23 protein-coding genes are annotated in these 22,943 nt (G+C 64.8%); 13 read left to right on the top strand and 10 right to left on the bottom strand.

Going from position 1 to position 22,943, the window contains the following annotated elements; genetic code table 11:
• The first annotated feature begins 7 nt into the window (after positions 1–7).
• A complete protein-coding gene (gene secA, locus RFA01S_RS15205) occupies positions 8–2,911 on the top strand; it encodes a preprotein translocase subunit SecA (protein WP_032408109.1) in 2,904 nt (967 codons plus the stop codon).
• 45 nt (positions 2,912–2,956) lie between these two features.
• On the opposite strand, the gene RFA01S_RS15200 is transcribed toward secA, so the two are convergent.
• Complete coding sequence (locus RFA01S_RS15200) at positions 2,957–3,553, bottom strand: Rv3235 family protein (RefSeq protein WP_139278451.1); 597 nt, start codon at positions 3,551–3,553, stop codon at positions 2,957–2,959.
• A gap of 174 nt (positions 3,554–3,727) precedes the next feature.
• On the opposite strand from RFA01S_RS15200, the gene RFA01S_RS15195 reads away from it, so the two are divergent.
• The 5 genes from RFA01S_RS15195 (at position 3,728) to RFA01S_RS15175 (ending at position 9,747) form a co-directional block, all read left to right on the top strand.
• On the top strand, positions 3,728–5,173 hold the full coding sequence (locus tag RFA01S_RS15195; RefSeq protein ID WP_027496513.1) for a WS/DGAT/MGAT family O-acyltransferase: 1,446 nt from the start codon (positions 3,728–3,730) through the stop codon (positions 5,171–5,173).
• Positions 5,174–5,184: 11 nt separating this feature from the next.
• The gene (locus RFA01S_RS15190) at positions 5,185–5,709 is read left to right on the top strand and encodes a DUF6912 family protein (RefSeq protein WP_032366300.1); all 525 of its coding nucleotides are present in this window, start codon (positions 5,185–5,187) and stop codon (positions 5,707–5,709) included.
• A 138-nt stretch (positions 5,710–5,847) separates the two neighbouring features.
• Positions 5,848–6,963 carry a ferredoxin reductase gene (locus RFA01S_RS15185; protein WP_027496515.1) on the top strand — a complete coding sequence of 372 codons (1,116 nt, stop codon included), beginning with the start codon at positions 5,848–5,850 and terminating at the stop codon, positions 6,961–6,963.
• A 108-nt stretch (positions 6,964–7,071) separates the two neighbouring features.
• Positions 7,072–8,367, top strand: coding sequence for a fatty acid desaturase family protein (locus RFA01S_RS15180; protein ID WP_032366301.1), 1,296 nt, complete (start codon positions 7,072–7,074; stop codon positions 8,365–8,367).
• 129 nt (positions 8,368–8,496) lie between these two features.
• Complete coding sequence (locus tag RFA01S_RS15175) at positions 8,497–9,747, top strand: fatty acid desaturase family protein (RefSeq protein ID WP_032408110.1); 1,251 nt, start codon at positions 8,497–8,499, stop codon at positions 9,745–9,747.
• Positions 9,748–9,795: 48 nt separating this feature from the next.
• On the opposite strand, the gene rsgA is transcribed toward RFA01S_RS15175, so the two are convergent.
• From rsgA to ybaK, 3 genes are read right to left on the bottom strand one after another with little or no spacing between them, the layout of a single operon-like run.
• A complete protein-coding gene (gene rsgA, locus RFA01S_RS15170) occupies positions 9,796–10,830 on the bottom strand; it encodes a ribosome small subunit-dependent GTPase A (RefSeq protein ID WP_027496518.1) in 1,035 nt (344 codons plus the stop codon).
• Positions 10,782–12,098 (bottom strand): 3-phosphoshikimate 1-carboxyvinyltransferase, encoded by a 1,317-nt coding sequence (gene aroA, locus RFA01S_RS15165; protein WP_032408111.1) that lies wholly within the window; start codon positions 12,096–12,098, stop codon positions 10,782–10,784. Before aroA ends, rsgA begins: the two co-directional genes overlap by 49 nt.
• A 6-nt stretch (positions 12,099–12,104) precedes the next feature.
• On the bottom strand, positions 12,105–12,596 hold the full coding sequence (ybaK, locus tag RFA01S_RS15160; protein ID WP_032408112.1) for a Cys-tRNA(Pro) deacylase: 492 nt from the start codon (positions 12,594–12,596) through the stop codon (positions 12,105–12,107).
• A 91-nt stretch (positions 12,597–12,687) separates the two neighbouring features.
• On the opposite strand from ybaK, the gene RFA01S_RS15155 reads away from it, so the two are divergent.
• Positions 12,688–13,464, top strand: coding sequence for a sigma-70 family RNA polymerase sigma factor (locus RFA01S_RS15155; RefSeq protein ID WP_027496521.1), 777 nt, complete (start codon positions 12,688–12,690; stop codon positions 13,462–13,464).
• Positions 13,465–13,508: 44 nt separating this feature from the next.
• Positions 13,509–13,796: a mycothiol system anti-sigma-R factor gene (gene rsrA / locus RFA01S_RS15150; protein WP_027496522.1), complete on the top strand. Its 288-nt coding sequence runs from the start codon at positions 13,509–13,511 to the stop codon at positions 13,794–13,796.
• 69 nt (positions 13,797–13,865) lie between these two features.
• Here rsrA and RFA01S_RS28540 read toward each other — a convergent pair whose 3' ends face one another.
• Positions 13,866–13,940, bottom strand: coding sequence for a 50S ribosomal protein bL37 (locus RFA01S_RS28540; RefSeq protein ID WP_370878772.1), 75 nt, complete (start codon positions 13,938–13,940; stop codon positions 13,866–13,868).
• Positions 13,941–14,059: 119 nt separating this feature from the next.
• Here RFA01S_RS28540 and RFA01S_RS15145 point away from each other — a divergent pair, with 119 nt between their 5' ends.
• Positions 14,060–14,275 (top strand): biotin/lipoyl-binding carrier protein, encoded by a 216-nt coding sequence (locus RFA01S_RS15145; RefSeq protein WP_027496523.1) that lies wholly within the window; start codon positions 14,060–14,062, stop codon positions 14,273–14,275.
• 21 nt (positions 14,276–14,296) lie between these two features.
• Positions 14,297–15,775: a sensor histidine kinase gene (locus tag RFA01S_RS15140; protein WP_027496524.1), complete on the top strand. Its 1,479-nt coding sequence runs from the start codon at positions 14,297–14,299 to the stop codon at positions 15,773–15,775.
• 151 nt (positions 15,776–15,926) lie between these two features.
• Here the strand turns inward: RFA01S_RS15140 and RFA01S_RS15135 are convergent, their stop codons facing one another.
• Positions 15,927–16,181: a WhiB family transcriptional regulator gene (locus RFA01S_RS15135; RefSeq protein ID WP_032366305.1), complete on the bottom strand. Its 255-nt coding sequence runs from the start codon at positions 16,179–16,181 to the stop codon at positions 15,927–15,929.
• 266 nt (positions 16,182–16,447) lie between these two features.
• On the bottom strand, positions 16,448–17,401 hold the full coding sequence (locus RFA01S_RS15130; RefSeq protein WP_027496525.1) for a diacylglycerol/lipid kinase family protein: 954 nt from the start codon (positions 17,399–17,401) through the stop codon (positions 16,448–16,450).
• A gap of 189 nt (positions 17,402–17,590) precedes the next feature.
• On the opposite strand from RFA01S_RS15130, the gene RFA01S_RS15125 reads away from it, so the two are divergent.
• On the top strand, positions 17,591–18,022 hold the full coding sequence (locus RFA01S_RS15125) for a hypothetical protein (RefSeq protein ID WP_032408113.1): 432 nt from the start codon (positions 17,591–17,593) through the stop codon (positions 18,020–18,022).
• On the opposite strand, the gene RFA01S_RS15120 is transcribed toward RFA01S_RS15125, so the two are convergent.
• Together RFA01S_RS15120 and RFA01S_RS15115 are read right to left on the bottom strand one after the other, a co-directional pair.
• Entirely contained in the window at positions 18,019–18,495 is a 477-nt protein-coding gene (locus RFA01S_RS15120; RefSeq protein WP_032372690.1) for a GNAT family N-acetyltransferase, read from the bottom strand. The two genes, RFA01S_RS15125 and RFA01S_RS15120, sit on opposite strands and share 4 nt — an antisense overlap.
• On the bottom strand, positions 18,492–19,151 hold the full coding sequence (locus RFA01S_RS15115; RefSeq protein ID WP_052060878.1) for an acid phosphatase: 660 nt from the start codon (positions 19,149–19,151) through the stop codon (positions 18,492–18,494). Before RFA01S_RS15115 ends, RFA01S_RS15120 begins: the two co-directional genes overlap by 4 nt.
• 196 nt (positions 19,152–19,347) lie before the next feature.
• On the opposite strand from RFA01S_RS15115, the gene RFA01S_RS15110 reads away from it, so the two are divergent.
• Both RFA01S_RS15110 and RFA01S_RS15105 read left to right on the top strand, forming a co-directional pair.
• Positions 19,348–20,814 carry a DHA2 family efflux MFS transporter permease subunit gene (locus tag RFA01S_RS15110; protein ID WP_032408114.1) on the top strand — a complete coding sequence of 489 codons (1,467 nt, stop codon included), beginning with the start codon at positions 19,348–19,350 and terminating at the stop codon, positions 20,812–20,814.
• 56 nt (positions 20,815–20,870) lie between these two features.
• A complete protein-coding gene (locus RFA01S_RS15105; protein WP_027496529.1) occupies positions 20,871–21,665 on the top strand; it encodes a ParA family protein in 795 nt (264 codons plus the stop codon).
• A gap of 23 nt (positions 21,666–21,688) precedes the next feature.
• On the opposite strand, the gene RFA01S_RS15100 is transcribed toward RFA01S_RS15105, so the two are convergent.
• A complete protein-coding gene (locus RFA01S_RS15100) occupies positions 21,689–22,942 on the bottom strand; it encodes an Rv3212 family protein (protein ID WP_032408115.1) in 1,254 nt (417 codons plus the stop codon).
• Position 22,943 lies beyond the last annotated feature (1 nt).

The raw sequence follows: 22,943 nt of genomic DNA, 5'->3' as shown, positions 1-22,943 counted from the left end.
AAAACCCGTGCCGTCGCTGTCGTTTTCCAAGCTGCTCCGTGTTGGTGAAGGTCGCATGGTCAAGCGGCTCAAGAACATCGCTGACCACGTCTCGACCCTGTCTTCGGACGTCGAGAGTCTCTCCGACGACGAACTGCGGGGTAAGACCGCCGAGTTCAAGGAGAGGTACTCGTCCGGGGAGACCTTGGATCAGTTGCTGCCCGAGGCATTCGCGGTCGCCCGTGAGGCATCGTGGCGGGTGCTGTCCCAGCGGCACTTCGACGTGCAGGTGATGGGCGGAGCTGCCCTGCACTTCGGCAACATCGCCGAGATGAAGACCGGCGAGGGCAAGACCCTGACGTGTGTTCTGCCTGCCTACCTGAACGCCATCTCCGGCGACGGTGTGCACGTGGTGACGGTCAACGACTACCTCGCCAAGCGTGACTCGGAGTGGATGGGCCGTGTGCACCGCTTCCTGGGTCTGTCGGTGGACGTGATCCTGTCCGGGATGACGCCGGTCGAACGCCGTGCAGCGTATGCCGCCGACATCACCTACGGCACCAACAACGAGTTCGGGTTCGACTACCTACGCGACAACATGACGCACTCGCTCGACGATCTGGTGCAGCGCGGACACAACTTCGCCGTGGTCGACGAGGTCGACTCGATCCTCATCGACGAGGCGCGAACCCCACTGATCATCTCGGGCCCCGCCGACGCGTCGAGCAAGTGGTACGGCGAGTTCGCCCGGATCGCCCCCATGCTGAAGGTCGACACCCACTACGAGGTCGATATCCGCAAGCGCACCATCGGTGTGCACGAGGCCGGCGTCGAGCTGGTCGAGGATCAGCTCGGTATCGACAACCTGTACGAGGCGGCCAACTCGCCTCTGGTGAACTACCTGAACAACGCCATCAAGGCCAAAGAGCTCTACACCAAGGACAAGGACTACATCGTCCGCGACGGCGAGGTCATCATCGTCGACGAGTTCACCGGTCGCATCCTGGTGGGACGCCGCTACAACGAGGGCATGCACCAGGCGATCGAGGCCAAGGAGAAGGTGGAGATCAAGGCCGAGAACCAGACCCTCGCCACGATCACTCTGCAGAACTACTTCCGCCTGTACGACAAGCTCTCCGGCATGACCGGTACGGCCGAGACCGAGGCCGCGGAGCTGCATCAGATCTACGGATTGGGCGTCATTCCGATCCCGACGAACCGCCCGATGGTCCGCGTCGACAACGGCGACCTGATCTACAAGACGGAAGAAGCCAAGTTCGACGCGGTGGTCGACGATGTCGTCGAGCGGCACGAGAAGGGCCAGCCGGTTCTCATCGGCACCACGAGCGTGGAACGGTCGGAGTATCTGTCCAAGCAGTTCACCAAGCGCGGCGTCGCGCACAACGTGCTCAATGCGAAGTTCCACGAGCAGGAAGCGACGATCATCGCCGAGGCCGGGCGACAGGGCGCGGTGACGGTGGCGACCAACATGGCCGGCCGTGGCACCGACGTCGTGCTCGGCGGCAACCCGGACATCCTCGCCGACCTGAAGCTGCGTAAGCAGGGCTTGGACCCGGTGGAGACTCCCGAGGAGTACGAGGCCGCCTGGGAGCCTGCTCTGGATGAGGTCAAGGCACAGGTCAAGGCCGACGCGGACACCGTGCGCGAGGCCGGTGGCCTGTACGTTCTCGGAACCGAGCGCCACGACTCACGTCGTATCGACAACCAGCTCAGAGGGCGCTCCGGTCGTCAGGGTGATCCGGGCGAATCGCGGTTCTACCTTTCGCTCGGCGACGAGTTGATGCGTCGATTCAACGGCGGCGCACTCGAATCGATCATGACTCGGCTCAACTTGCCCGACGACGTCCCGATCGAGGCCAAGATGGTGTCCAAGGCCATCAAGAGCGCACAGACCCAGGTCGAGCAGCAGAACTTCGAGATCCGCAAGAACGTCCTCAAGTACGACGAGGTGATGAACCAGCAGCGCACGGTCATCTACGAGGAGCGCAGGCGCATCCTCGAAGGTGCCGACATGGAGGGCCAGGTCGAGGGCATGATCACCGACGTGATCACCGCCTACGTCGATGGTGCGACGAGCGAGGGCTACGTCGAGGACTGGGATCTGGAGCAGTTGTGGACGGCTCTGAAGACTCTGTATCCGGTCGGTATCGACCACAAGGTTCTCTCGGGCGAGAACGAGGACGGCGAGAAGGGTGACCTGAGCCGCGACGAGCTGCGCGAGGCGCTGCTCGAGGACGCCCGCTCGGCCTACGCCGCTCGCGAGGCCGAGATCGACGGCATCGCAGGCGAGAACGGAATGCGGGAGCTCGAACGTCGGGTTCTGCTGTCCGTCCTCGATCGCAAGTGGCGCGAGCATCTCTACGAGATGGACTACCTCAAGGAGGGCATCGGACTGCGTGCGATGGCCCAGCGAGATCCACTGGTCGAGTACCAGCGGGAGGGCTACGACATGTTCCAGGGCATGCTCGACGGGCTGAAAGAGGAGTCGGTGGGCTTCCTGTTCAACCTCCAGGTCGAAGCAACCCCAGCCCCGGCAGGTCCGGCCGCGTCCGCAGGTCTCGCGGTTGCCCCCGGGTTGGCCTCACCCGTCGGATCCGGTCGCCCGGCACCTGCGGCAACGTCGGCACCTGCGGCCACGGGCGATCGGCCTGCGGCCAAGGCGGCCCCGGCCCCTGCCGCTCCAGCTCAGGCAGCTCCCACAGCTCTGCGTGCCAAAGGACTCGACGAGCGGGACGAACAGAGATTGACGTTCTCCGGCCCGGCCGAGGGCGGCGGTACGGCTGTGCAGCGATCGGATGCTGCAGCGAGCGCGGAGTCGGCGGCCGAGGGAACCCGACGCGAGCGTCGCGAAGCAGCGCGAGCGCAGAACAAAGCACCGAAGAAGTCGGCGCGCTCCAAGCGCAAGAAGTAGTCGGCCGGGTCGATCCGGCGCGACCTCGCCGGGCGACCCGTGTTCTCAACCCACTCGCAGCGAGGTGACCGTCCATCCTGGCCGCCGCGGGTCGACCGCCTGCTCGATTCGGCCCGCGAAGGCGAAGGTGCGTGGGCCGCGGGTGTACGAGCCGAATATCTCGGCCGACGTGTCCGATCTATAAGCGACGTGCACGCGACGCACCGCGGCGAATCCGAGTCGCCGTCCCGGTGGGGGCGTGCGGACGATGGTGCGAATCAGGTCGATCACGGGCGCAGTGAACAACGAGGACAGTTGCTCGGCACTGCGCCTGCGGTCGATCACCTCGATGAGCAACCGCATGGCGCGTTCGGCGCTCGCCCGCGCATCGGCGGGCACGTCTTGCACGATCGGTCGATGGGGTGCCTCGGCCCGGCGGCGGGGGCGAGTGCTGCGTACCGATGCCGGATGGCGTTCCGGTGGCCTGTGCGGGCTCTCACCCCGTCCCCAGGTGTGCACCGCGCCTGCCGAGAGTGGCGGCTCGAACTGGGTCGGCCGCGACAGAAAGCAGTGGTGCTCGGCGCGCAGCCGAGAGTCCGCCGGCGACGGTATCGGGCTGTCGTCCCCGGTGTCCGGCGGATCGTTGGATTCGATGACGCTCACACCGACATTGACGGTCGCGATCGATTTTCGGTTCCCGAGATCGGCGACACGTCGGTGCCCACCCGGCACTGGGACTCACGTCGCGAACCCACGTACTCTGAGTTCGAGCACACCGCGCAACAGGCGGTATCGATCGGGGCGCACCACGTGCGAGGACGGGGACCGAGACACGCGATGGCGACCAGACTGACGGCGCAGGATGCGTCGTTCTACTTTCTCGAGGCCGGCAGCAGTCCCATGCACCTCGGCTCGCTCGCCGTCTTTCGGACCCCGCGGAGCGGTTTCAGTTACGACCGACTGCTGTCGTTGGTCGAACAGCGACTGATGCTGGTTCCGCGCTACCGGCAGAAGGTCCGCGAAGTCGCGTTCGGTTTGGCGCGGCCGGTCTGGGTGGACGACGCGGATTTCGACATCACCTATCACATCCGTCGTTCGGCACTACCCAAGCCGGGGACGGACGATCAGTTGCACGACCTGATCGCGCGACTGACCTCACGGCCGCTCGATCGCACCCGACCGTTGTGGGAGATGTACCTGGTCGAGGGCCTCGCGAAGAATCGTTTCGCCATCTTCACCAAGTCTCATTCGGCCCTCGTCGACGGCGAAAATGCGCTCGACATCGGTCAGGTCATTCTGGACGCGAGCAAGAACCCCGCGCCGATGGCCGAGGAGCTGTGGATGCCTGCCCGTGAGCCCAAGGACTCGGTGTTGGTGCTCGACGCGCTCACCGAACTGGTGGTGCGTCCGGGCGAGAGCATCGAGACGTTGCGCGGCGCGGTCAACGGGGTTGCCGGTCTCGCGGGCGACGCATTGCGCGCCGCGGGCAAGGTCGCGGCCGTGCTGCGTACCGCGACACAGAGCGCCCCGTCCAGCCCACTGAACGCGCCGATCTCACGAAATCGTCGGTTCGCCGTGGCCAAGACCGAGCTGGCCGATTACCGCAGGATCCACGACAGATTCGACTGCTCGATCAACGACGTCGTGCTCGCAGTCGTCACCGGCGCGCTGCGAAATTGGCTGCTCTCGCGCGGCGAACCCGTCACGGCATCGTCCACGGTGCGGGCCATGGTGCCGATGTCGGTGTACGTCTCGTCCGATCGCGTCGGCTTCGGTGAGGGCAGCGACATGTCCGGTGAGCCGGCCGAGGACGATCGCAGCGAGGTGTCCTCGTTCCTCGTCGACCTCCCGGTGGGGGAGTCGAACGCCGTCGTTCGGCTGTCTCACATCGCGCACGCGACCGAGGCCCATTCTCATCAGAGCCGCGGTGTGACGGCTCAGACGCTGATGCGGATCAGTGGGTTCGCTCCGGCGAGCCTGCATGCCATGGGTGCGCGGGCGGGTAGCCGACTCTCGCAACGAGTGTTCAACCTGATCGTCACGAACGCGCCGGGCCCGCAGTTTCCGCTGTACGTCGGTGGTGCCCGGATGCTCGAGATGTACCCGGTGTCGCCGCTGTTCGAGAATCAGGCGTTGAGTATCGGGCTGACGTCGTACGACGGTTTCGTGTTCTTCGGGCTCAACGCCGACCGCGGAGCGATGCCCGATGTGGATGTGGTGACAGCGCTACTGCACGAGGCGCTGGAAGAGTTGGTCGACGCCAGCAACGAATCGAGAGTGTGAGGTCTTCTGCAATGCGTGTCTACGTTCCGGCGACGCTGGAATTCTTGAAAGTGCTCGCAGCCGAGGGCGAGTTCAGTCCGGTCTCGCGCACCGCATTCGCGGTGACGCCCACCTTGCGTGAGGCGTATTCGTCGGGCGACGACGAGGAGTTGTCCGAGGTCGCGATGGGGGAGGCCGCGCGTGCCTCGCTGCGCCTGATCGCCGCGGCCGTCGACGACGAGGCGGACACGGGGACGGTGGCCGACGGCGTGGTCTACCGACGGGCGGTGATTGCCGCAGACGTCGACGATCCCACCCTGCGTCCCGATCTCGACGACGCTGTCGTTCGGCTGAAGGAACCGCTGCGAATGGATCAGGTCGCGTCGGTGCACGTCGATCTGGAAGGGGCCGAAGAAGCAGTTGCCAAGGCTGTCTCCGCCGTGGATGCAGCGGACATGGGCGACGCCGACGCAGAATTTGTTCTCGGTGATGCCGAAGACCACACGCTGGCGTGGTACGCCCCCCAGGAACTACCGTTTCTGCTCGATCTGCTGTGATCCTGCTCTCGGCCACGACCTGGCGATATCCACGGTTGGGCTGCCTGCAGAGGTGACCAGGGGACTCAACCTACGGTAGCGTAACCTCGATGCCCGCACGCGGTTCGGTACGACGATCGAGGGGATGGGGAACACCCGATGGATCTGAAGAAGTGGTTGGAGGCCCCGGTGGCCGGTGTCTCGGCACCCAAGCGGCCGAGGCTGAACATGCTGCGTGGTGCTTTCACCCGCATCACCACTCCCTTGCTGCCAGACGACTACTTGCACCTCGCCAACCCGTTGTGGTCGGCCCGTGAACTGCGCGGCCGCGTCGTACGCGTGGAGAAGGAAACCGCTACCGCGGTGACACTGGTGATCCAGCCCGGGTGGGGCTTCAATTTCGATTATCAGCCGGGTCAGTACATCGGAATCGGACTGCATCTCGGCGGTCGGTGGCACTGGCGCTCGTATTCACTGACCTCGCCGCCGAACTGGGAAGACAAGCTGATCTCCATCACCGTCAAGGCGATGCCCGAAGGGTTCCTGTCGTCACATCTGGTGGGCGGCGTGCCGCAGGGGACCATCGTGCGACTGGCGGCACCGAAGGGCAATTTCGCACTGCCCGTTCCGCCGCCCGCCAAGATTCTCTTCGTCACCGCAGGTAGCGGCATCACCCCGGTCATCTCGATGCTCAGAGCACTCGATCGCCACGGCGACATGCCCGATACCGTGCATATCCACTCGGCCCCCACCGAGGACGAGGTGATGTTCGCGGCCGAACTCGCAGCCCTCGAGAAGTCGCATCCCGAGTTCACCTCTCACGTGCAGCTGACGCGTTCCGATGGCAAGTTCGCTCTGTCCTCGCTCGACGAGCTGTACCCCGACTGGCGTACCCGCGACACCTGGGCCTGCGGTCCCGCGGCACTGCTCGAAGAAATCGAGAAGACGTGGAAGCGCGAGGGCATCGAGCACAAGCTGCACCTCGAGCGGTTCGAGATCTCACGCGCCGATACGTCCGGTTCGGGCGGAACCGTCACGTTCTCCAAGTCCGACAAGAAAGCGGCGGCGGACGGGGCGACCACACTGCTCGAAGCGGGCGAAAATGTGGGTGTTCGGATGCCGTTCGGCTGCCGTATGGGTATCTGCCAGACGTGTGTGGTGCCGTTGACCGCAGGGCATGTGATCGACCTGCGTTCCGGTAAGGAACACAGCGAGGGTGACCGCGTCCAGACGTGCATTTCCGCGGCCGCGGGCGACTGCACATTGGAACTGTAGGTCTGTTTTTCGCACACTGCCTTCTCAGGCTGCTGGGTTACGCTCACGTAGGTTGCCCACGCTGAACCCCGGTATTTCGGGCGCCGCACACAACTGTTGGAGGACCCGGTGGCCATCACCGACATCAAAGAGTTCGCTCACCTGACCGAAGAAGACATGGAAGCGTTCGGGCGCGAACTGGACGCTATTCGCCGCGACGTCGAGGACAGTCGCGGTGAACGCGATGCCGCATACATCCGCCGGACCATTCGAGCTCAGCGCATGCTCGAGCTCGGCGGACGCGCCGTGCTGCTCGGCAGCAAGTACCGGCCGGCATGGCTCGTGGGGACCGCGATGCTCAGCGTCGCGAAGATCATCGAGAACATGGAACTCGGCCACAACGTGATGCACGGCCAGTGGGATTGGATGAACGATCCGGAAATTCACTCCACCTCGTGGGAGTGGGACCAGACCGGACCGTCGGAGCAGTGGAAGCGGGCGCACAACTACTCGCACCACACGTACACCAACATCGTCGGAATGGACGACGACATCGGCTTCGGCATCCTGCGGATGACCCGCGACGAGCCGTGGAAGCCGATCAACCTCGTTCAGCCGCTCGCCAACGTCGTGCTGGCGACGACGTTCGAGTGGGGCATCGCATTGCACGACTACGACGCTCAGAAGCAGCTCGACGGGGAACACGAAAAAGGCCTCTTCAAGTCACCGGCGGCCCGCGCTTTCGCGCGCAAGATCGCCAAGCAGGTCGGCAAGGACTTCGTCCTGTTCCCGGCCCTGTCCGGCCCGGCGTGGAAGTCCACGTTGACCGCCAACGCCACGGCCAACCTGGTTCGAAACCTCTGGGCCTACGCCGTGATCTTCTGCGGTCACTTCCCCGACGGCGCCGAGAAGTTCACGATCGGTCAGTTCGAGAACGAGACCCGTCCCGAGTGGTACCTGCGGCAGATGCTCGGTAGTGCCAACTTCGAGGCCGGCCCCGTCATGGCGTTCATGAGCGGAAACCTCTGCTACCAGATCGAGCACCACATGTTCCCGGACCTGCCGAGCAATCGGTACTCGGAGATCGCCGAGAAGGTGCACGCGCTGTGCGACAAGTACGACCTGCCGTACACGACCGGGTCGCTCGGTAAGCAGTACCTGTTGGCACTGCGGACCATCCACAAGCTGTCGCTGCCCGACAAGTGGTTGCGCGCAACCTCGGACAACGCGCCCGAGACATCGTCGGAGCGGCGTTGGCGCGTCGGCGATTCGCCGACCGTGCACGCACTTCGGATCGACCCGCTCACCGGCCAGCGCCGTGGACTGCGCTCGGCGATGCAGGAGGCGCGAGGAGCTCTGCGCAACGCGAAGAAAGAAGCCAAACGACAGGCGAAGGCGCTCCGGCGATCGGACGTCACCGCCTGATTGTGAATCGTCACACAGATTCACGCCCGTAACCTACGCGACCGTAAGTTACGATACGGTAGGTGACGGAAATGCACACGGCTCACTACCGCACGCTGTGTGTTCACAACTGCCAGGAGGCTGTTTCCCATGGCGATTTCGGACATCAAGGAATACGCGCATCTGACCGACGCCGACATCGAAGCATTGGGCCACGAGCTCGATGCGATTCGGCGAGACATCGAGGCGTCCCGTGGTGAACGCGACGCCCGGTACGTGAAGAACACGATTCGGCTGCAACGCTCGCTCGACATCGGCGGACGTGCAGTCCTGTTCGCCAGTCGCCGCCGCCCGGCATGGCTGGTCGGTACCGCCATGCTCGGGGTCGCGAAGATCATCGAGAACATGGAGCTCGGCCACAACGTCATGCACGGCCAGTGGGACTGGATGAACGATCCGGAGATCCACTCCACCTCGTGGGAGTGGGACAACACGGGGCCCTCGGCGCACTGGAAGCAGACGCACAACTACATCCACCACAAGTACACCAACGTGTTGGGCATGGACGACGACGTGGGTTACGGCCTGCTGCGTGTCACCCGCGACCAGCGTTGGAAGCCGTTCAACATCGGCAACCCGGTCTACAACCTGTTGCTGCAGCTGTTCTTCGAGTACGGCGTGGCGCTGCAGCACCTGGAACTGGGCAAGGTGGCCAAGGGCCGCGTCCCACGTGAGGAATTCGAGCAGAAGCGTCGCGAGGTTCTCGAGAAGGTCGGCAAGCAGATCGGTAAGGACTACGTCCTGCATCCACTGCTCACCGGACCTGCCTGGAAGAGCACGCTGACGGCGAACATCGTCGCGAACATGATGCGCAACGTGTGGACCAACACCGTCATCTTCTGCGGGCACTTCCCCGACGGTGCCGAGAAGTTCACCAAGTCGGACATGGAAGGCGAAACGCAGGGGCAGTGGTACTTGCGTCAGATGCTGGGCAGCGCGAACTTCAACGCGGGTCCGGTCATGGAGTTCATGAGCGGCAATCTCTGCTACCAGATCGAGCATCACCTGTTCCCCGATCTACCCAGCAATCGTCTGCGGGAGATCAAGGTTCGGGTTCTCGAACTCGCGGAGAAGTACGACCTGCCGTACACGACCGGTTCGATCGTGCACCAGTACTTCCTGTCCTGGCGAACCATCGCCAAGCTGTCGCTTCCGAACAAGTACTTGAAGGCGACCAGCGACGACGCGCCGGAAACCGCGTCCGAGCGTAAATGGGAACAGGCGCCTGCAGGTCTGTTCGCCGTCGATCCCGACACCGGAAAGCGGCGTGGCCTTCGGACCGCGATCGCAGAAACCAAGAAGCGCAAGGGAATTCGCAGACTGGTCGGCAAAGCAGCCTGACCGCCTCCGATTCCGAGCAGCGAAGCCTGGTACAGACCCCGTGGGTCTCTACCAGGCTTCGTTCGTTCGAACCGCTTCCAGCAGGAGCCGTACGGCAGCCACCCGTCGTGCTGCATCCCCGGTGAGCGTGTCGAGAGCGCACTCGGGATCTGCCGGCGGACCCAGGTGAGTGCAGCCGCGGGGGCAGTCCTCGATGGTCTCGGCAAGGTCGGAGAATGCGGCCACGACGTTCTCCGGCGAGATGTGCGCCAATCCGAACGATCGGATGCCGGGAGTGTCGACCACCCATCCGCCGCCCGGTAGCGGCAGCGCCACCGACTGCGTCGACGTATGGCGGCCCTTGCCGACGCCCGAGACCACCCCGGTCGCGCGATAGGCGTCGGGCACCAGTCTGTTGACAAGCGTCGACTTGCCGACACCGGAGTGTCCGATTAGCGCGGTGACCTTGTTCGTCAGCATGGCGGTCAGTTCGGTCAGGTCCTCGGACTGGCCCGCCAGTACCACCGGGACGTCCAGATCTGCGAACGACGCGGTGAACTCGTCGGGTGCAGCGAGATCGCTCTTGGTCAGGCACAGCACCGGTTCGAGTCCGCCGACGTACGCTGCGACGAGAGCGCGCTCGACGAAGCCGGTGCGGGGAGGTGGATCGGCAAGCGCTGCGACGATCAGCAGTCGGTCGGCGTTGGCCACCACGACGCGTTCGAACGGGTCGGTGTCGTCCGCGGTGCGGCGCAGCACCGTTCGCCGCTCGGCCACGCGCACGATTCGGGCCAGAGTGTCGACCTTGCCCGACAGATCTCCGACGATACCGACTTCGTCGCCCACCACGATCGGAGTTCGCCCCAGCTCGCGGGCCCGCATCGTCACGACCGGCCGAGACGGGTCACCGTCGAGTACGCAGCCCCAGCGGCCGCGGTCCACGGACACCACCATGCCGGCTTCGGCGTCGTTGTGTTCGGGTCGAGTCTTGGTGCGCGGACGAGAACTCTTGCCCGGCCGGATGCGGACGTCGGACTCGTCGTAGCGGCGCGCGGTCAGGATCCGACCCCGCTGGGTGTGGAAGCGGACAACATCGTGTCCCACAGGTTCTCGAAGCCGGGGAGAGTCTTGGCAGTGGTGCCGATGTCGTCGACCTCGACGCCCGGGACGCGGAGCCCGACGATCGCGCCGGCAGTGGCCATGCGGTGGTCGGCGTAGGAGTGCCAGGTGCCGCCGTGCAGCGGTGCGGGATCGATGCGAATGCCGTCGTCGGTTTCGACCGCTCGCCCGCCGAGGCGCACTATCTCGGTCGTCAGTGCGGCCAGTCGGTCGGTCTCGTGACCGCGTAGGTGGGCGATGCCGCGCAGGATGGACGGCCCCTCGGCCAGGGTGGCGAGCGCTGCGACGGTGGGGGTCAGCTCGCCGACGTCGTGTAGATCGAAGTCGATGCCGCGCAACGTGTTCGGACCTTCGACGGTCAGCACCCCTGCGCGTAGTTCGACCACCGCGCCCATCTGCGTAAGGATCTCGCGGAACACATCGCCGGGTTGAGTCGTCGACTCAGGCCAATTCGGTACTCGCACAACACCTTCGGTGACAGCGGCGGCAGCGAGGAACGGGGTGGCGTTCGAGAGATCCGGCTCGATGCTCCAGTCGACGGGGGTGACCGAACCGGGATGCACGCGCCAGGTGTTCGCGTCTCCGCTCGATTCCGGGGTGTCGACTCGGACACCCGCACGGCGCAGCATCTCGACGGTCATGTCGATGTGCGGCATGGACGGGACGGGCTTACCGATGTGATGGATCTCGATTCCCTCGTCGAACGCCGCGGCCGAGAGCATCAGGCCCGAGACGAACTGCGACGACCCCGAGGCGTCGATTCCGACGGATCCACCACGCAGCGAACCGGTACCGCGCATCGTGAACGGCAGCGCGCTGCCGTCGACGTCGGCACCCACAGCGCGCAGTGCGTCGAGGATGGTGTCGAGCGGCCGGATGCGAGCCTGCTCGTCTCCGTCGAAGGACACCACGCCGTCGGCGAGCGCGGCCAGGGGCGGGACGAAACGCATGACCGTTCCGGCCAGGCCGCACTCGACGGATCCACCGTGCAGCGTTCCCGGCGTCACGCGGAGAGACGTCGGATCGTTGCGGTCGGCGGCCACCTGCACGCCCAGTGTCTCCAGAGCATGGATCATCAAGTCGGTGTCGCGGCTGCGAAGCGCGCCGGTGACGGTCGACGGGCCGGATGCGAGCGAGGCGATGATCAGCGCGCGATTGGTGATCGACTTCGATCCGGGCAGAGTGACTGTCGCGTCGATGGGTCCATCGGCGGCGGGGGCTGTCCAAGTGCTCACCGGTCCATCTTCGCTCATCGGCGGTCAGTGTGCGGCGATGGGCGCGGTGACGGCGCGCGTGAGGCGGATCAGATCGGCCGGAGCGAGTTCGATCTCCAGGCCACGGCGACCTCCGCTGCACAGCACACGGTCGAACTCGAGTGCCGAGTCGTCGATGACGGTGGGCAGGGATCTACGTTGGCCGAGCGGAGAAATTCCACCGAACACGTAGCCCGACGACCGTTCGGCGGCAGCTCTGTCGGCCATCGCGACCTTCCGCGTGTCCAGAGCGGCTGCTGCCGCTTTCAACGAGAGCAGTCCGGTGACGGGGACCACCGCGACGGCCAGCGAACGATCTGCGCGTTCGACGACCAGGGTCTTGAACACCTGCTCCGGGTGCACGCCGAGGCGCTCGCCCAGAATCTCGGCGGCCTCGCTGCCGAACGACTGCGTGCGCGGATCGTGCTCGTAGGTGTGCACGATATGCGCCACCTTCCGTGCGGTGAGCAGCGCAAGAGCGGGAGTCGACGCAGCCATTCGTCGGACTCTATCGACTGCGGCGGGAACACCGCGGCGCGCGGCAGTGTTGTGACAGGGCAGATACGGATGCAGGCGGAAGGAATGACGAATGGCAGTGCTGACCGCGGGACGTCCCTTGGCGATCAAGGGGGTGATCTCGTCGCAGAAGCCGACTTCGGGCGCGGTAGCCTGGGTGGTGGAAGCTACCGAAGGGATCAGCGTGACAGAAGCCAGGACTCCCACCGAAGCGGACGAGAAGGCGATCGCCGAGCAGCGGGCAGCCGAGACCGAGGCCCAGCTGACCGAACGCTTCGAGCGTGACGCGTTGCCGATGCTCGACCAGCTGTACGGTGCCGCGCTGCGGATGACGCGCAACCCCGCAGATGCCGAGGACCTGGTGCAGGAGACGTTCGTGAAGGCCTACTCGGCGTTCCGGTCGTTCCGTGAGGGCACGAACCTCAAGGCGTGGCTCTACCGAATCCTGACCAACACCTACATCAACTCCTATCGCAAGAAGCAGCGTCAGCCGGCGCAGTACCCGACCGACGAGATCAGTGACTGGCAGCTCGCCGCGACCGCTGAACACACGTCCACCGGCCTGCGCTCGGCCGAGGTCGAAGCGCTGGACGCACTGCCGGACGACGACATCAAGGCCGCTCTGCAGTCGTTGCCCGAGGAATTCCGGATGGCGGTGTACTACGCCGACGTCGAGGGTTTCCCGTACAAGGAAATCGCGGAGATCATGGGAACGCCCATCGGAACGGTGATGTCGCGCTTGCATCGTGGGCGTAAGCAACTTCGAGGTTTGCTGGCGGGTGTGGCCCGCGACCGTGGATTCAACCGGGACGGCGCAGTCGACCGGCACGAGCAGGAGGTAGTCCAGTGACGCGCACCGGTGATTCCGGCGATGACATCATCGGCGGCGGTTCTGTGGGCGACGGCGGAGCCGACGCCGAATTCGAGCGACTGGATTGCTCGGCCGTGATCGCGGACGTATGGATCATGTTGGACAACGAGTGCGACGAGGCCAGCAGGCAACGGTTGCAGAAGCACATCGACGAGTGCGGATCGTGCTTCGAGGCGTACGGCATCGAAGAGAAGGTCAAGCGGCTGATCTCCCGTAAATGTGGCGGAGATCAAGCGCCCGCCGGGCTCCGCGAGCGACTCAGCGTCGAAATCCGACGTACGGTGCTGACCCGTAGCGTCGACTCCGAATAGCCAGATCGTACCGACGACGAAGGGCCGAGAAGCAGTGCTTCTCGGCCCTTCGTGGCTGGTGGCAGAACGTCAGCTGTTGGGACGTTTGCCGTGGTTGGCCTTGTTGCCCTTACGAGCACGCTTCTTACGTCCACGCTTTCCCATGATGGGCTCCTCTCGTTTGTTCACTACAGTCTCCCACGTGTGATTGGCTTACTGTGACGGGCATGGTCTCCGGTGTGTGCCCGCCGCGGTTCGAGGTGTCGTGAGAGAGGGGTTCGCCGGTGTCCGAGGATGTTCGTGCGGAGATGGTGTCGACGGTGTTTCAGGTGGTCGTGGCCCGCGGTGATGCCGTCGAGGTCGGTGACACGTTGGTCGTGCTGGAGTCGATGAAGATGGAGATTCCCGTGCTCGCCGAGACCGCAGGAACCGTCACGTCCGTGGACGTCGCAGTGGGGGATGTCATTCAACAGGGCGATCTCATCGCTGTGGTGTCCTGACCGACGGCTGCGTGAGAACCCGTGTCGACCCTCAGTGACCTGCTGGCCGAACACACCGATCTGCCCGGTGCCGCGGTGGACCATCTGCAGCGCGTCGTAGGGGAGTGGCAGCTCCTGGCCGACCTGTCGTTCGCGGACGTGTTGCTCTGGGTCGGTACCGACGACGTCTCGGACGGGTCGGCGGACGTGCTGTGTGTCGCCCAGTGCAGACCCACCACCGCGCCGACGGTGTTCACCCACGACATCGTGGGGACGACGATCTCCGAGTCCGAGCACCCCGAAGTGCTCGTCGCGTTGCAACAGCGAAAGATCGTGCAGGGTGGTGTTCTGACCCGCAGCGAGAGCATTCCCGTGCGGTGTGGAGAGCACGTCATCGCCGTGCTGACCCGTGACACCAATCCGGCCCAGCTTCGTCCGCCGAGTGCGCTCGAGGTCGCGTATCGGGAATGCGCGGACGATCTGTGCCTGATGATCAGTGAGGGAACGTTTCCGACGCCGGAAGAGCGAACCGACGTCAACTCGTCGCCGCGGGCCGGCGACGGCTTCATCCGCATCGATACCGAGGGAAGGGTGGATTACGCGAGCCCCAATGCGCTGTCGGCGTACCACCGGATGGGTTTGACGACGGAACTGTCGGGCCGTGACCTCGCGTCGGTGACGCGGTCTCTGGTGACCGACCCGTTCGATTCGCAAGAAGTGGCCGACCATATCCGGTCGTCACTGTCCGGCAACGTCGGGCACCGAATGGAAGTGGACGCCCGCGGCGCGACGGTTCTGGTGCGCACGTTGGCACTGCAGCCGCACGGTCGATCCGCGGGCGCAGCCGTACTCGTCCGAGACGTCACCGAGGTGAAGCGCCGCGACCGTGCGCTGCTCAGCAAGGACGCGACGATTCGCGAAATCCACCATCGGGTGAAGAACAACCTGCAGACCGTGGCGGCTCTGCTGAGACTGCAGTCGCGTCGCCTCGAGAACGAGGAAGCTCGCACCGCGTTGTCCGAATCCGTTCGCCGCGTGACGTCCATCGCGCTGGTGCACGAGATGCTGTCGATGTCGGTCGACGAAGAAGTGGATCTCGACGAGATAGTCGACAGGTTGGTGCCGATCATGCTCGACATCGCCACCGTCAACCCTCGGGTGCGGGTGGTCCGAGACGGCCAACTCGGTGTCTTCTCCGCCGAGCGGGCGACACCGCTGGTGATGGTGTTGGCCGAGCTGGTGCAGAACGCGATGGAGCACGGGTTCGACGCCGGATCGGTCGGCGTGGTGCGCATCGGTGCCGATCGTTCGTCGAAATGGCTCGACGTCGTCATCCACGACGACGGTCGCGGATTGCCCGCAGGGTTCTCGTTGGAGCGTTCGGACGGACTGGGGCTGCAGATCGTACGCACTCTGGTGTCGGTCGAACTGAACGGTTCTCTGGGCCTGCATCCGGCTCCTGGAGGTGGCACCGACGCCATGCTGCGAGTGCCACTGGGCCGTCGGGTGCCGCGAGCCTGACGGGCCGCTCGTGAACAGTGCGTTACGAACCGGCCGCACTGTGACGTGAGGACGCCCGATCTGTGGAAGCGCCCGCTATGCAGCCCGACATGCAGAAGGCCCGGTATCCGCTGAGCGGATACCGGGCCTACCGAGTGTTGTGTGTCTGCGTCTAGACGGAGCTACGTGCGCGCGTACGTGCGTTGCGTCGCTTGAGTGCACGGCGCTCGTCTTCGCTCATTGCGCCCCATACTCCTGCGTCCTGGCCGGATTCGAGTGCCCAGGACAGGCATTCTGCGGTGACGGGGCACCGAGTACAGACGACTTTGGCATCGGCGATCTGCGCGAGCGCCGGACCACTGTTTCCCACCGGGAAAAATAGTTCCGGATCTTCATCGCGACAAATTGCCTTGTGGCGCCAGTCCATCCTCTGCTCCTTACCGGGCGCCGAAGCGCCGTTTCGTTTCTCTTCTGTTTCACGAGTGGGTAACCAATGTTTCCGCACTGTTGCTTGTGAATGCTTTCACGAACTCAGGTGAAGTCAAGGGATACGCGCGTGACCGTGGTCAAGCTCACTCTGTTAGGCTCGCTTTAGCCTTCTGCGCTCCTTTCTACCCCGACTCGGCAGATATTGCTCGTGATTTCGCAGGAAATTGCCCATCGAGCATCTTCGCGCGCAGGTCACAGTGGGTCTCACGTGACGGGCGCGACAACATCCAATGCGTCGGGAGTTGAGAAGAACTCCGCCTCGGTGCGTTCACCCAGATAGTCTCCGTCCATCTGCAGCCCCATCGGTTCTGCAGACGTGATTCGAACACTCGGGACGTCGTCGACTCGAATCAACTTGCGAGACTTCGGTTCTGCACCTTTGGCCAACAGCTGACGCGACACCCGCAGCGTGGGGAACAGTGCCGTCGAGCGCATCGCGAACACACCGAGACCCGAATCGAAAGCGGTCCCGGGATTGGTATGGACCGGACGATCGTTCAAGAAGGTCCACGGACTCGAGTTCGACACGAACGCATAGTGCACGTTCTCGAACGGATCCCGCCCGGGAACCTCCACCGTCAACTGCGCCGGACGACGCTTGTGCTTGAAGAACTCCTGCACCGAGAACCGGAGATAACGCGTCGCCGACACCGGCGTACCGTCCTTCCGGCTCGCATCGATGGCCCGACACACTTCCGCGTCCAAACCCATCCCGGCATTGAACGTGAACCACCGGTTGTCGCAATGCCCCAGACCGACCGTCCGCCGCGCCCGCGCGTCCAGCAGACCGATCAACTGATTCGTGGCCGCTACCGGATCCGCCTCGATTCCGAGAGAGCGCGCGAACACATTCGCACTACCACCGGGAACGACCGCAATAGGCGGAATCGCGCCGATCGTCACCGCCTGCATCGACGTCGGCAACGGAACCCCGAGCAGACCGTTGATGACCTCGTTCACCGTGCCGTCACCCCCGTGAACGATCACCAGGCCCACCCCGTCCTCACGGGCACCCCGAGCCAACTCCGACGCATGATCACGATGCGTCGTCTGCGCCACCGTCACCCGCAACCGACTCGACAATGCATGAGCCAACAGATCCCGAGCTGCAGCCGTCGTAGAAGTCGCATTGGGATTGACGATCAGCAGCGCACGCACAGGAACAAACACTAACCGGGTGGCTCGGCGGACTCCACCGGCACCACCCGGCTCGTTCCGCAGGCTCCACTCCCGCCCCCTGGGTCGTTCCGCAGGCTCCACTCCTGCCCCCTGGGTCGTTCCGCAGGCTCCACTCGCGCCACCCGGGTCGTCCCGCAGGCTCCACTCCCGGTTGCCTAGGCTGGTCCCGTGTCCACCCAACCCGAGAACCTCACCCCACCGGCCACTTTTCGATCCGCCGGGGTCCTCGTCGCAGCACAAGGTGCCGTCTCGCTGGTCGCGGCCTTCGTTCTCGTCGTGCGCGCGGTCTCCGGAGAGGGCGACAACGCTGTCGCCAACGGGTACGGCACGGCCGGGTGGTTCGGCGTGCTGGGCCTCGGGGTCGGGGCTGCAGGCGTCGCCCTGGTTCTCGGCAAACGGTGGGGGAGGGCACTGGCAACCGTCGTACAGCTACTGCTGCTTCCCGTCGTGTGGTCGCTGCTCACCGGTTCACATCAGACCGTCTACGGCATCGTTCTGGGAATCGTCGTGGTTGCCGTGCTGGTGCTGCTGTTCAGTCCACCCTCGTCGCAGTGGATGGCGGCCGAGTACAGCGACGTCGACGACGAACCGCGTCTCTAGGACGCTTTCGCTGCCAGGTCCCTCAGGGCACCGTCGGTCAATCGGAATGTGGTCCACTCGTCCTGAGCCTGCGCGCCCAACGCTCGGTAGAACCCGATCGACGGGGTGTTCCAGTCCAACACCGACCAGGTCAGCCGCGTGTAGCCGTTGGCTTCGCACTCGGCCGCCAACGCTGCCAGCAGTGCGGTTCCGAACCCATGGCCGCGTGCGTCCGGCTGCACGTAGAGGTCCTCCAGATAGATTCCGTTGACCCCGTCCCAGGTGGAGAAGTTCAAGAACCACAGCGCGCACCCCACCACCACGCCGTCGTGCTCGGCGACGTGCGCGAACACCGACGGATTCTCACCGAACAGAGCCGACCGAAGGTGGTCGTCTCGGACCGTGCACAACGAGGACGCCTTCTCGTACTCCGCCAGTTCGTGGACCAACCCGCAGATGGCGGATACATCGTCTTCGGTGGCGCGGCGGATCATCGTGGACCTCCGGCCGGGTCGGTGCCGATCGAGCGATCGGTGGCTGCAGAGAGAATCGAGGGGTGAACATTGTGGGCGATGAGCTGTCGAAAGGAGTGCTCGAAACCGAGCAGTGAGTAGGCGGCCGGGGACAATGCGAAGCGCTTCCCTTCGGTGATGGACGCTTCCGTCCAGCCGGCGATCAGTGCTCTCGAGAAATGGCCGTGTCCCACCAGCACCACGTCCCGGCCTTCGAGCAGTGGAAGAACAACGGACAACACCAGTTCGACGCGAACAGCGATGTCACCGATCGACTCTCCGCCCGGGCACGGGTGCGTCCAGACGGTCCAGTGCGGCACTGTCTCGTGGATCTCCGACGACGTGATGCCCTCGTAGTCGCCGTAGTCCCACTCCGACAGCGCATCCCATGTTCGATCGACCTCGAGCCCCGCGAGATCGGCTGTTCGACGGGCCCGTTCGCGCGGGCTGCTGATGACCACCGGGTCGCGCAAATTCAGCAGAGTCAGCAGTGAGCCGGCCTCGACTGCCTGCTGCTCACCGTGCGCGGTGAGTGGAACATCGGTGTTTCCGGTGTGCTTACCCGCGAGGGCCCATTCGGTTTCCCCGTGACGGAGTAGAACGACTCGGCCGGCCTCGACGGCTCCGTGGTTGGTCATGCACACGATCATGCCTGCCGGTCGGGTGTGGGCTTCGTCATACCGAACCGGTGGATGTGTCCGAAAACGCGATTGAGTCCAGACCTACCGGACGGTTATTCTCTTCTGGATCTTCACCGTCGCAGGCAACGCAGTCCTGCCCGTCAGTGTGCTCACTGCATTGACCTCGTAGCTCTTCTCATCGATCTGGAGAACAATGACCGACTTGCAGAAGCCCGCGCCCTCCGGTGCCCCGGAGAAGCTCGACGGAGCGTTGCTGAAGATCGCCGGTGTCGTCGTTCTCGGCGCGATCATGTCGATTCTCGACGTCACCGTCGTCAGCGTGGCCTTGAGGACGTTCACCGACGTGTTCGAGACCACGTATGCCAACGCGGCCTGGACGATGACCGGGTACACCCTCGCCTTGGCCACCGTCATCCCGTTGACGGGCTGGGCTGCGGACCGTTTCGGCACCAAGCGTCTCTACATCACGGCACTGGTGCTGTTCGTTCTCGGTTCGGTGCTGTGCAGTTTCGCCTGGGACATCACGTCGTTGATCGTGTTCCGCGTACTGCAGGGCCTCGGCGGAGGCATGTTGATGCCCCTGGGCATGACGATCATGACGCGTGCCGCCGGCCCCGAACGGATCGGCCGGGTGATGGCCGTGCTCGGTGTGCCAATGCTGATCGGGCCCATCGCGGGCCCCATCCTCGGCGGGTGGCTGATCGAGGCCGCGAGCTGGCACTGGATCTTCCTCATCAACTTGCCGATCGGCATTCTCGCGCTGATCGCCGCAATCGTGATCTTTCCGCGAGACAATCCGACCCCGTCGGAATCGTTCGACTTCCGCGGGATGCTGATGCTCTCGCCCGGTCTGGCCCTGTTTCTCTACGGTGCGTCGTCGGTCGTCGAAACCGAGACCGTACTGGCCGTCAAGGTGCTGGTTCCGGTCATCGTGGGCCTGGTGCTGATCGTGTTGTTCGTCTTCCACGCTCTGCGCGTCGAGCATCCGTTGATCGACCTGAGGCTCTTCCGGAACCGCTCACTCACCGTCGCGGTCATCACGACCACCTTCTTCATGGTCGCGTTCATGGGCGCAGGGTTGCTGTTTCCCAGCTACTTCCTGCTCCGCGGCGAGTCCACACTGTCGGCCGGGCTGCTTCTCGCACCGCAGGGTATCGGCGCGATGATAGCCATGCCGATCGCCGGAGTGATCGCGGACAAGACCGGTCCAGGACGAATCGTGCTGATGGGCATGGTCCTGATCACCGCAGGCATGGCGGTGTTCACCCAGGTCGGCACCAGCACGTCGTACACGTTGTTGATCGGAGCCTTGTTCGTCATGGGGGTGGGGCTCGGCTCGACGATGATGCCCATCATGACTGCTGCGCTGCAGACGTTGACGAACGAAACAGTCGCCCGCGGTTCGACATTGATGAACATCGTCCAGCAGGCCGCCGGATCGATCGGAACCGCGTTGATGTCGGTGGTGTTGACCGCGCAGCAGAAGCCGGCGCTGACGGCCTCGAGCCAGCTCGAAGCATTCGACATCTCGGCGCGCGCGTTCGGGACCACCTTCATGGTCGCGTTGGTGCTCATCGTCATCACGTTCGTGCCCGCGTTCTTCCTGCCCCGAACCAAGCACGTTTCTCAGGAATCCGCGCCGCCGATCGTGATGCACTGACGCGCCCGGAACCGACAAACCTCGCTCGAGCGGCGAATCTAGGCAAGGATCAGGGCGTGACGACAATTCTTGCGGTAGCGAATCAGAAGGGCGGCGTGGCCAAGACCACTACGGTCGCCTCGCTGGCAGCCGCGCTGCACGCACTCGACCGACGCGTTCTGGTGGTCGATCTCGACCCGCAGGGATGCCTGACGTTCTCGCTCGGTCACAACCCGGACAAGCTCGACTCGTCGGTGCACGAGGTATTGACCGGGGACGCACAGGTCGAGGACGTACTGATCGAGACGGCGGAGGGGATCGTGCTGTTGCCCGCCACGATCGACCTCGCGGGTGCGGAGGCGCTGCTGCTCATGCGCGCCGGTCGCGAGTTCGCACTCAAGCGTGCTCTGGCACCGATTCTGCAGGATTTCGACGTGGTCGTCATCGATTGCCCACCCTCGCTCGGTGTTCTCACGCTCAACGGTCTCACTGCAGCGCAATCGGTTCTGGTCCCACTCCAGTGCGAGACGCTCGCTCACCGCGGCGTCGGACAACTACTGCGGACGGTGTCCGAGGTGCAGCAGATCACCAACCCCGACCTCGCACTGCTGGGTGCACTGCCCACCCTGTTCGATGCCCGTACCACCCATAGCCGTGACGTGCTCGGCGATGTTTCCGATCGGTACTCGCTGCCGGTCCTCGCTCCGCCGATCCCCAGGACGGTGCGTTTCGCGGAGGCGAGTGCATCCGGCGCAACGGTGCTGTCGGGGCGAAAGAACAAGGGCGCGCAGGCGTATCGCGAGCTGGCCGAGAACTTGTTGGCCCACTGGGAGGGCACAGCAGAACTGAAGACGTACGACCCTGCGGAGTAGCTCCTCCGATCGGCCGTCCTCGATCAACCCAGCGCGACCAGGTCGGAACCGCGCTGCTCGACGACGACATCGCCGATCACGGAGGTCTGCACCGGTCCGTCGTAGTCGCCGCGATCGATCGGAATCTCGGCAATCACCGTGCCGGTGGCGAGCTCGACCACCGCGATCGCGTCGGGCACGGGAACCAGTAGCCTGCCGGCCATGACGGCACCGCTGCCGAGGGCCCCGGGCATGGACCACGCCGGAGTCAGGTCGGTGGAGTTCAGTGCCTGCACTCCGGAGCCGGTGAACCAGGTGAACACCGAACCCTGTTTCGCTGCCGGCGAGGCGGGCGGTGCGGATGTTGGGCCGAGGCCCGCGGGGAGCGCGAACTCGGAGACGGCCGTGGCGGTGTCGTCGTAGAGCGCGATGCGCGCAGGGGCACCGTTTGCGGACGGAACATACAGCGCGACAAGGCTTCCCGTCAGAGCCAGGACGCGTCCGGATGTCGGCTCCTGCTCCGAGGTGACGAGATCCGGGACCACCGAGGATCCGTACTCCTCGGGTTCGCTCGCATCCTTGGGGGCAGGGTTGAGCAGAGACAGTCGTGCGGCCGGCTCACCCGGGCACTGTTCGAGTACCGCCGTCCGCGAATTGGACGACGTGGTGGACAGGAGCGTGCATCCGGTTCTCGGCTGAGTACCCGGGTTGACCGGAGCATCGACGCGCCCGTATTCGAGTGTGCGCACCATGTCCGAGCGCCACAGTTCCATCCGAGTGTCACCTCGCGAGGTCACGTAGGTGCCGTCGGACGAGAGGTACACCGAGTCGTCTGCGTCGGACGTGCGCTGTGCTGCGCGGACGCCGGTCGATCCGTCGAGCGTGGTCACCTGCGAGCAACCGCGGTCGTCGCGGTAGACCGAGACGGCAGTGTTCCAGGAGGCGATCACCGAGCACAGGGGTAGGTCTCGCGAGTACGACCACGCCGGGTCGCCGGAACGGGGGTCGTGGCCGACGACCGAACCGCCATCGGCGGTCACGACTGCCGAACCGGTCACGACCGGAACCGGCGTATGCGCCGAATCCGTCGCCGAACTCGGTGCCCGCCACAACTCGGACAGGGCGGCGGGCACGGAGGCGGCCGCCTCGGACGGCGCGAGTGGATTGTCGGCCGTGACAGAGGTGGTGCCCCGAGCGTCACCCGTGAGCCAAGCGACGCTCGCGGCCACGACCACCGTCACCGCGATGACTGCCGCGACGACGAGATCGGTTCTCGACCTACGTTCTGGAGCCAGCACG

The sequence above is a fragment of the Rhodococcoides fascians NBRC 12155 = LMG 3623 genome, from assembly GCF_001894785.1.
GTDB classification, from domain to species: domain Bacteria; phylum Actinomycetota; class Actinomycetes; order Mycobacteriales; family Mycobacteriaceae; genus Rhodococcoides; species Rhodococcoides fascians.
This window is presented reverse-complemented; position numbering and strand designations above follow the sequence as displayed.

Bases quoted from the DNA above. Each gene is read 5' to 3' on its own strand.
- RFA01S_RS15195 (WP_027496513.1), top strand. From the start codon at position 3,728: ATGGCGACCAGACTGACGGCGCAGGATGCGTCGTTCTACTTTCTCGAG.
- RFA01S_RS15190 (WP_032366300.1), top strand. From the start codon at position 5,185: ATGCGTGTCTACGTTCCGGCGACGCTGGAATTCTTGAAAGTGCTCGCA.
- RFA01S_RS15185 (WP_027496515.1), top strand. From the start codon at position 5,848: ATGGATCTGAAGAAGTGGTTGGAGGCCCCGGTGGCCGGTGTCTCGGCA.
- RFA01S_RS15175 (WP_032408110.1), top strand. From the start codon at position 8,497: ATGGCGATTTCGGACATCAAGGAATACGCGCATCTGACCGACGCCGAC.
- aroA (WP_032408111.1), bottom strand. From the start codon at position 12,098: ATGAGCGAAGATGGACCGGTGAGCACTTGGACAGCCCCCGCCGCCGAT.
- ybaK (WP_032408112.1), bottom strand. From the start codon at position 12,596: ATGGCTGCGTCGACTCCCGCTCTTGCGCTGCTCACCGCACGGAAGGTG.
- RFA01S_RS15155 (WP_027496521.1), top strand. From the start codon at position 12,688: ATGGCAGTGCTGACCGCGGGACGTCCCTTGGCGATCAAGGGGGTGATC.
- RFA01S_RS15135 (WP_032366305.1), bottom strand. From the start codon at position 16,181: ATGGACTGGCGCCACAAGGCAATTTGTCGCGATGAAGATCCGGAACTA.
- RFA01S_RS15120 (WP_032372690.1), bottom strand. From the start codon at position 18,495: ATGATCCGCCGCGCCACCGAAGACGATGTATCCGCCATCTGCGGGTTG.
- RFA01S_RS15115 (WP_052060878.1), bottom strand. From the start codon at position 19,151: ATGACCAACCACGGAGCCGTCGAGGCCGGCCGAGTCGTTCTACTCCGT.
- RFA01S_RS15110 (WP_032408114.1), top strand. From the start codon at position 19,348: ATGACCGACTTGCAGAAGCCCGCGCCCTCCGGTGCCCCGGAGAAGCTC.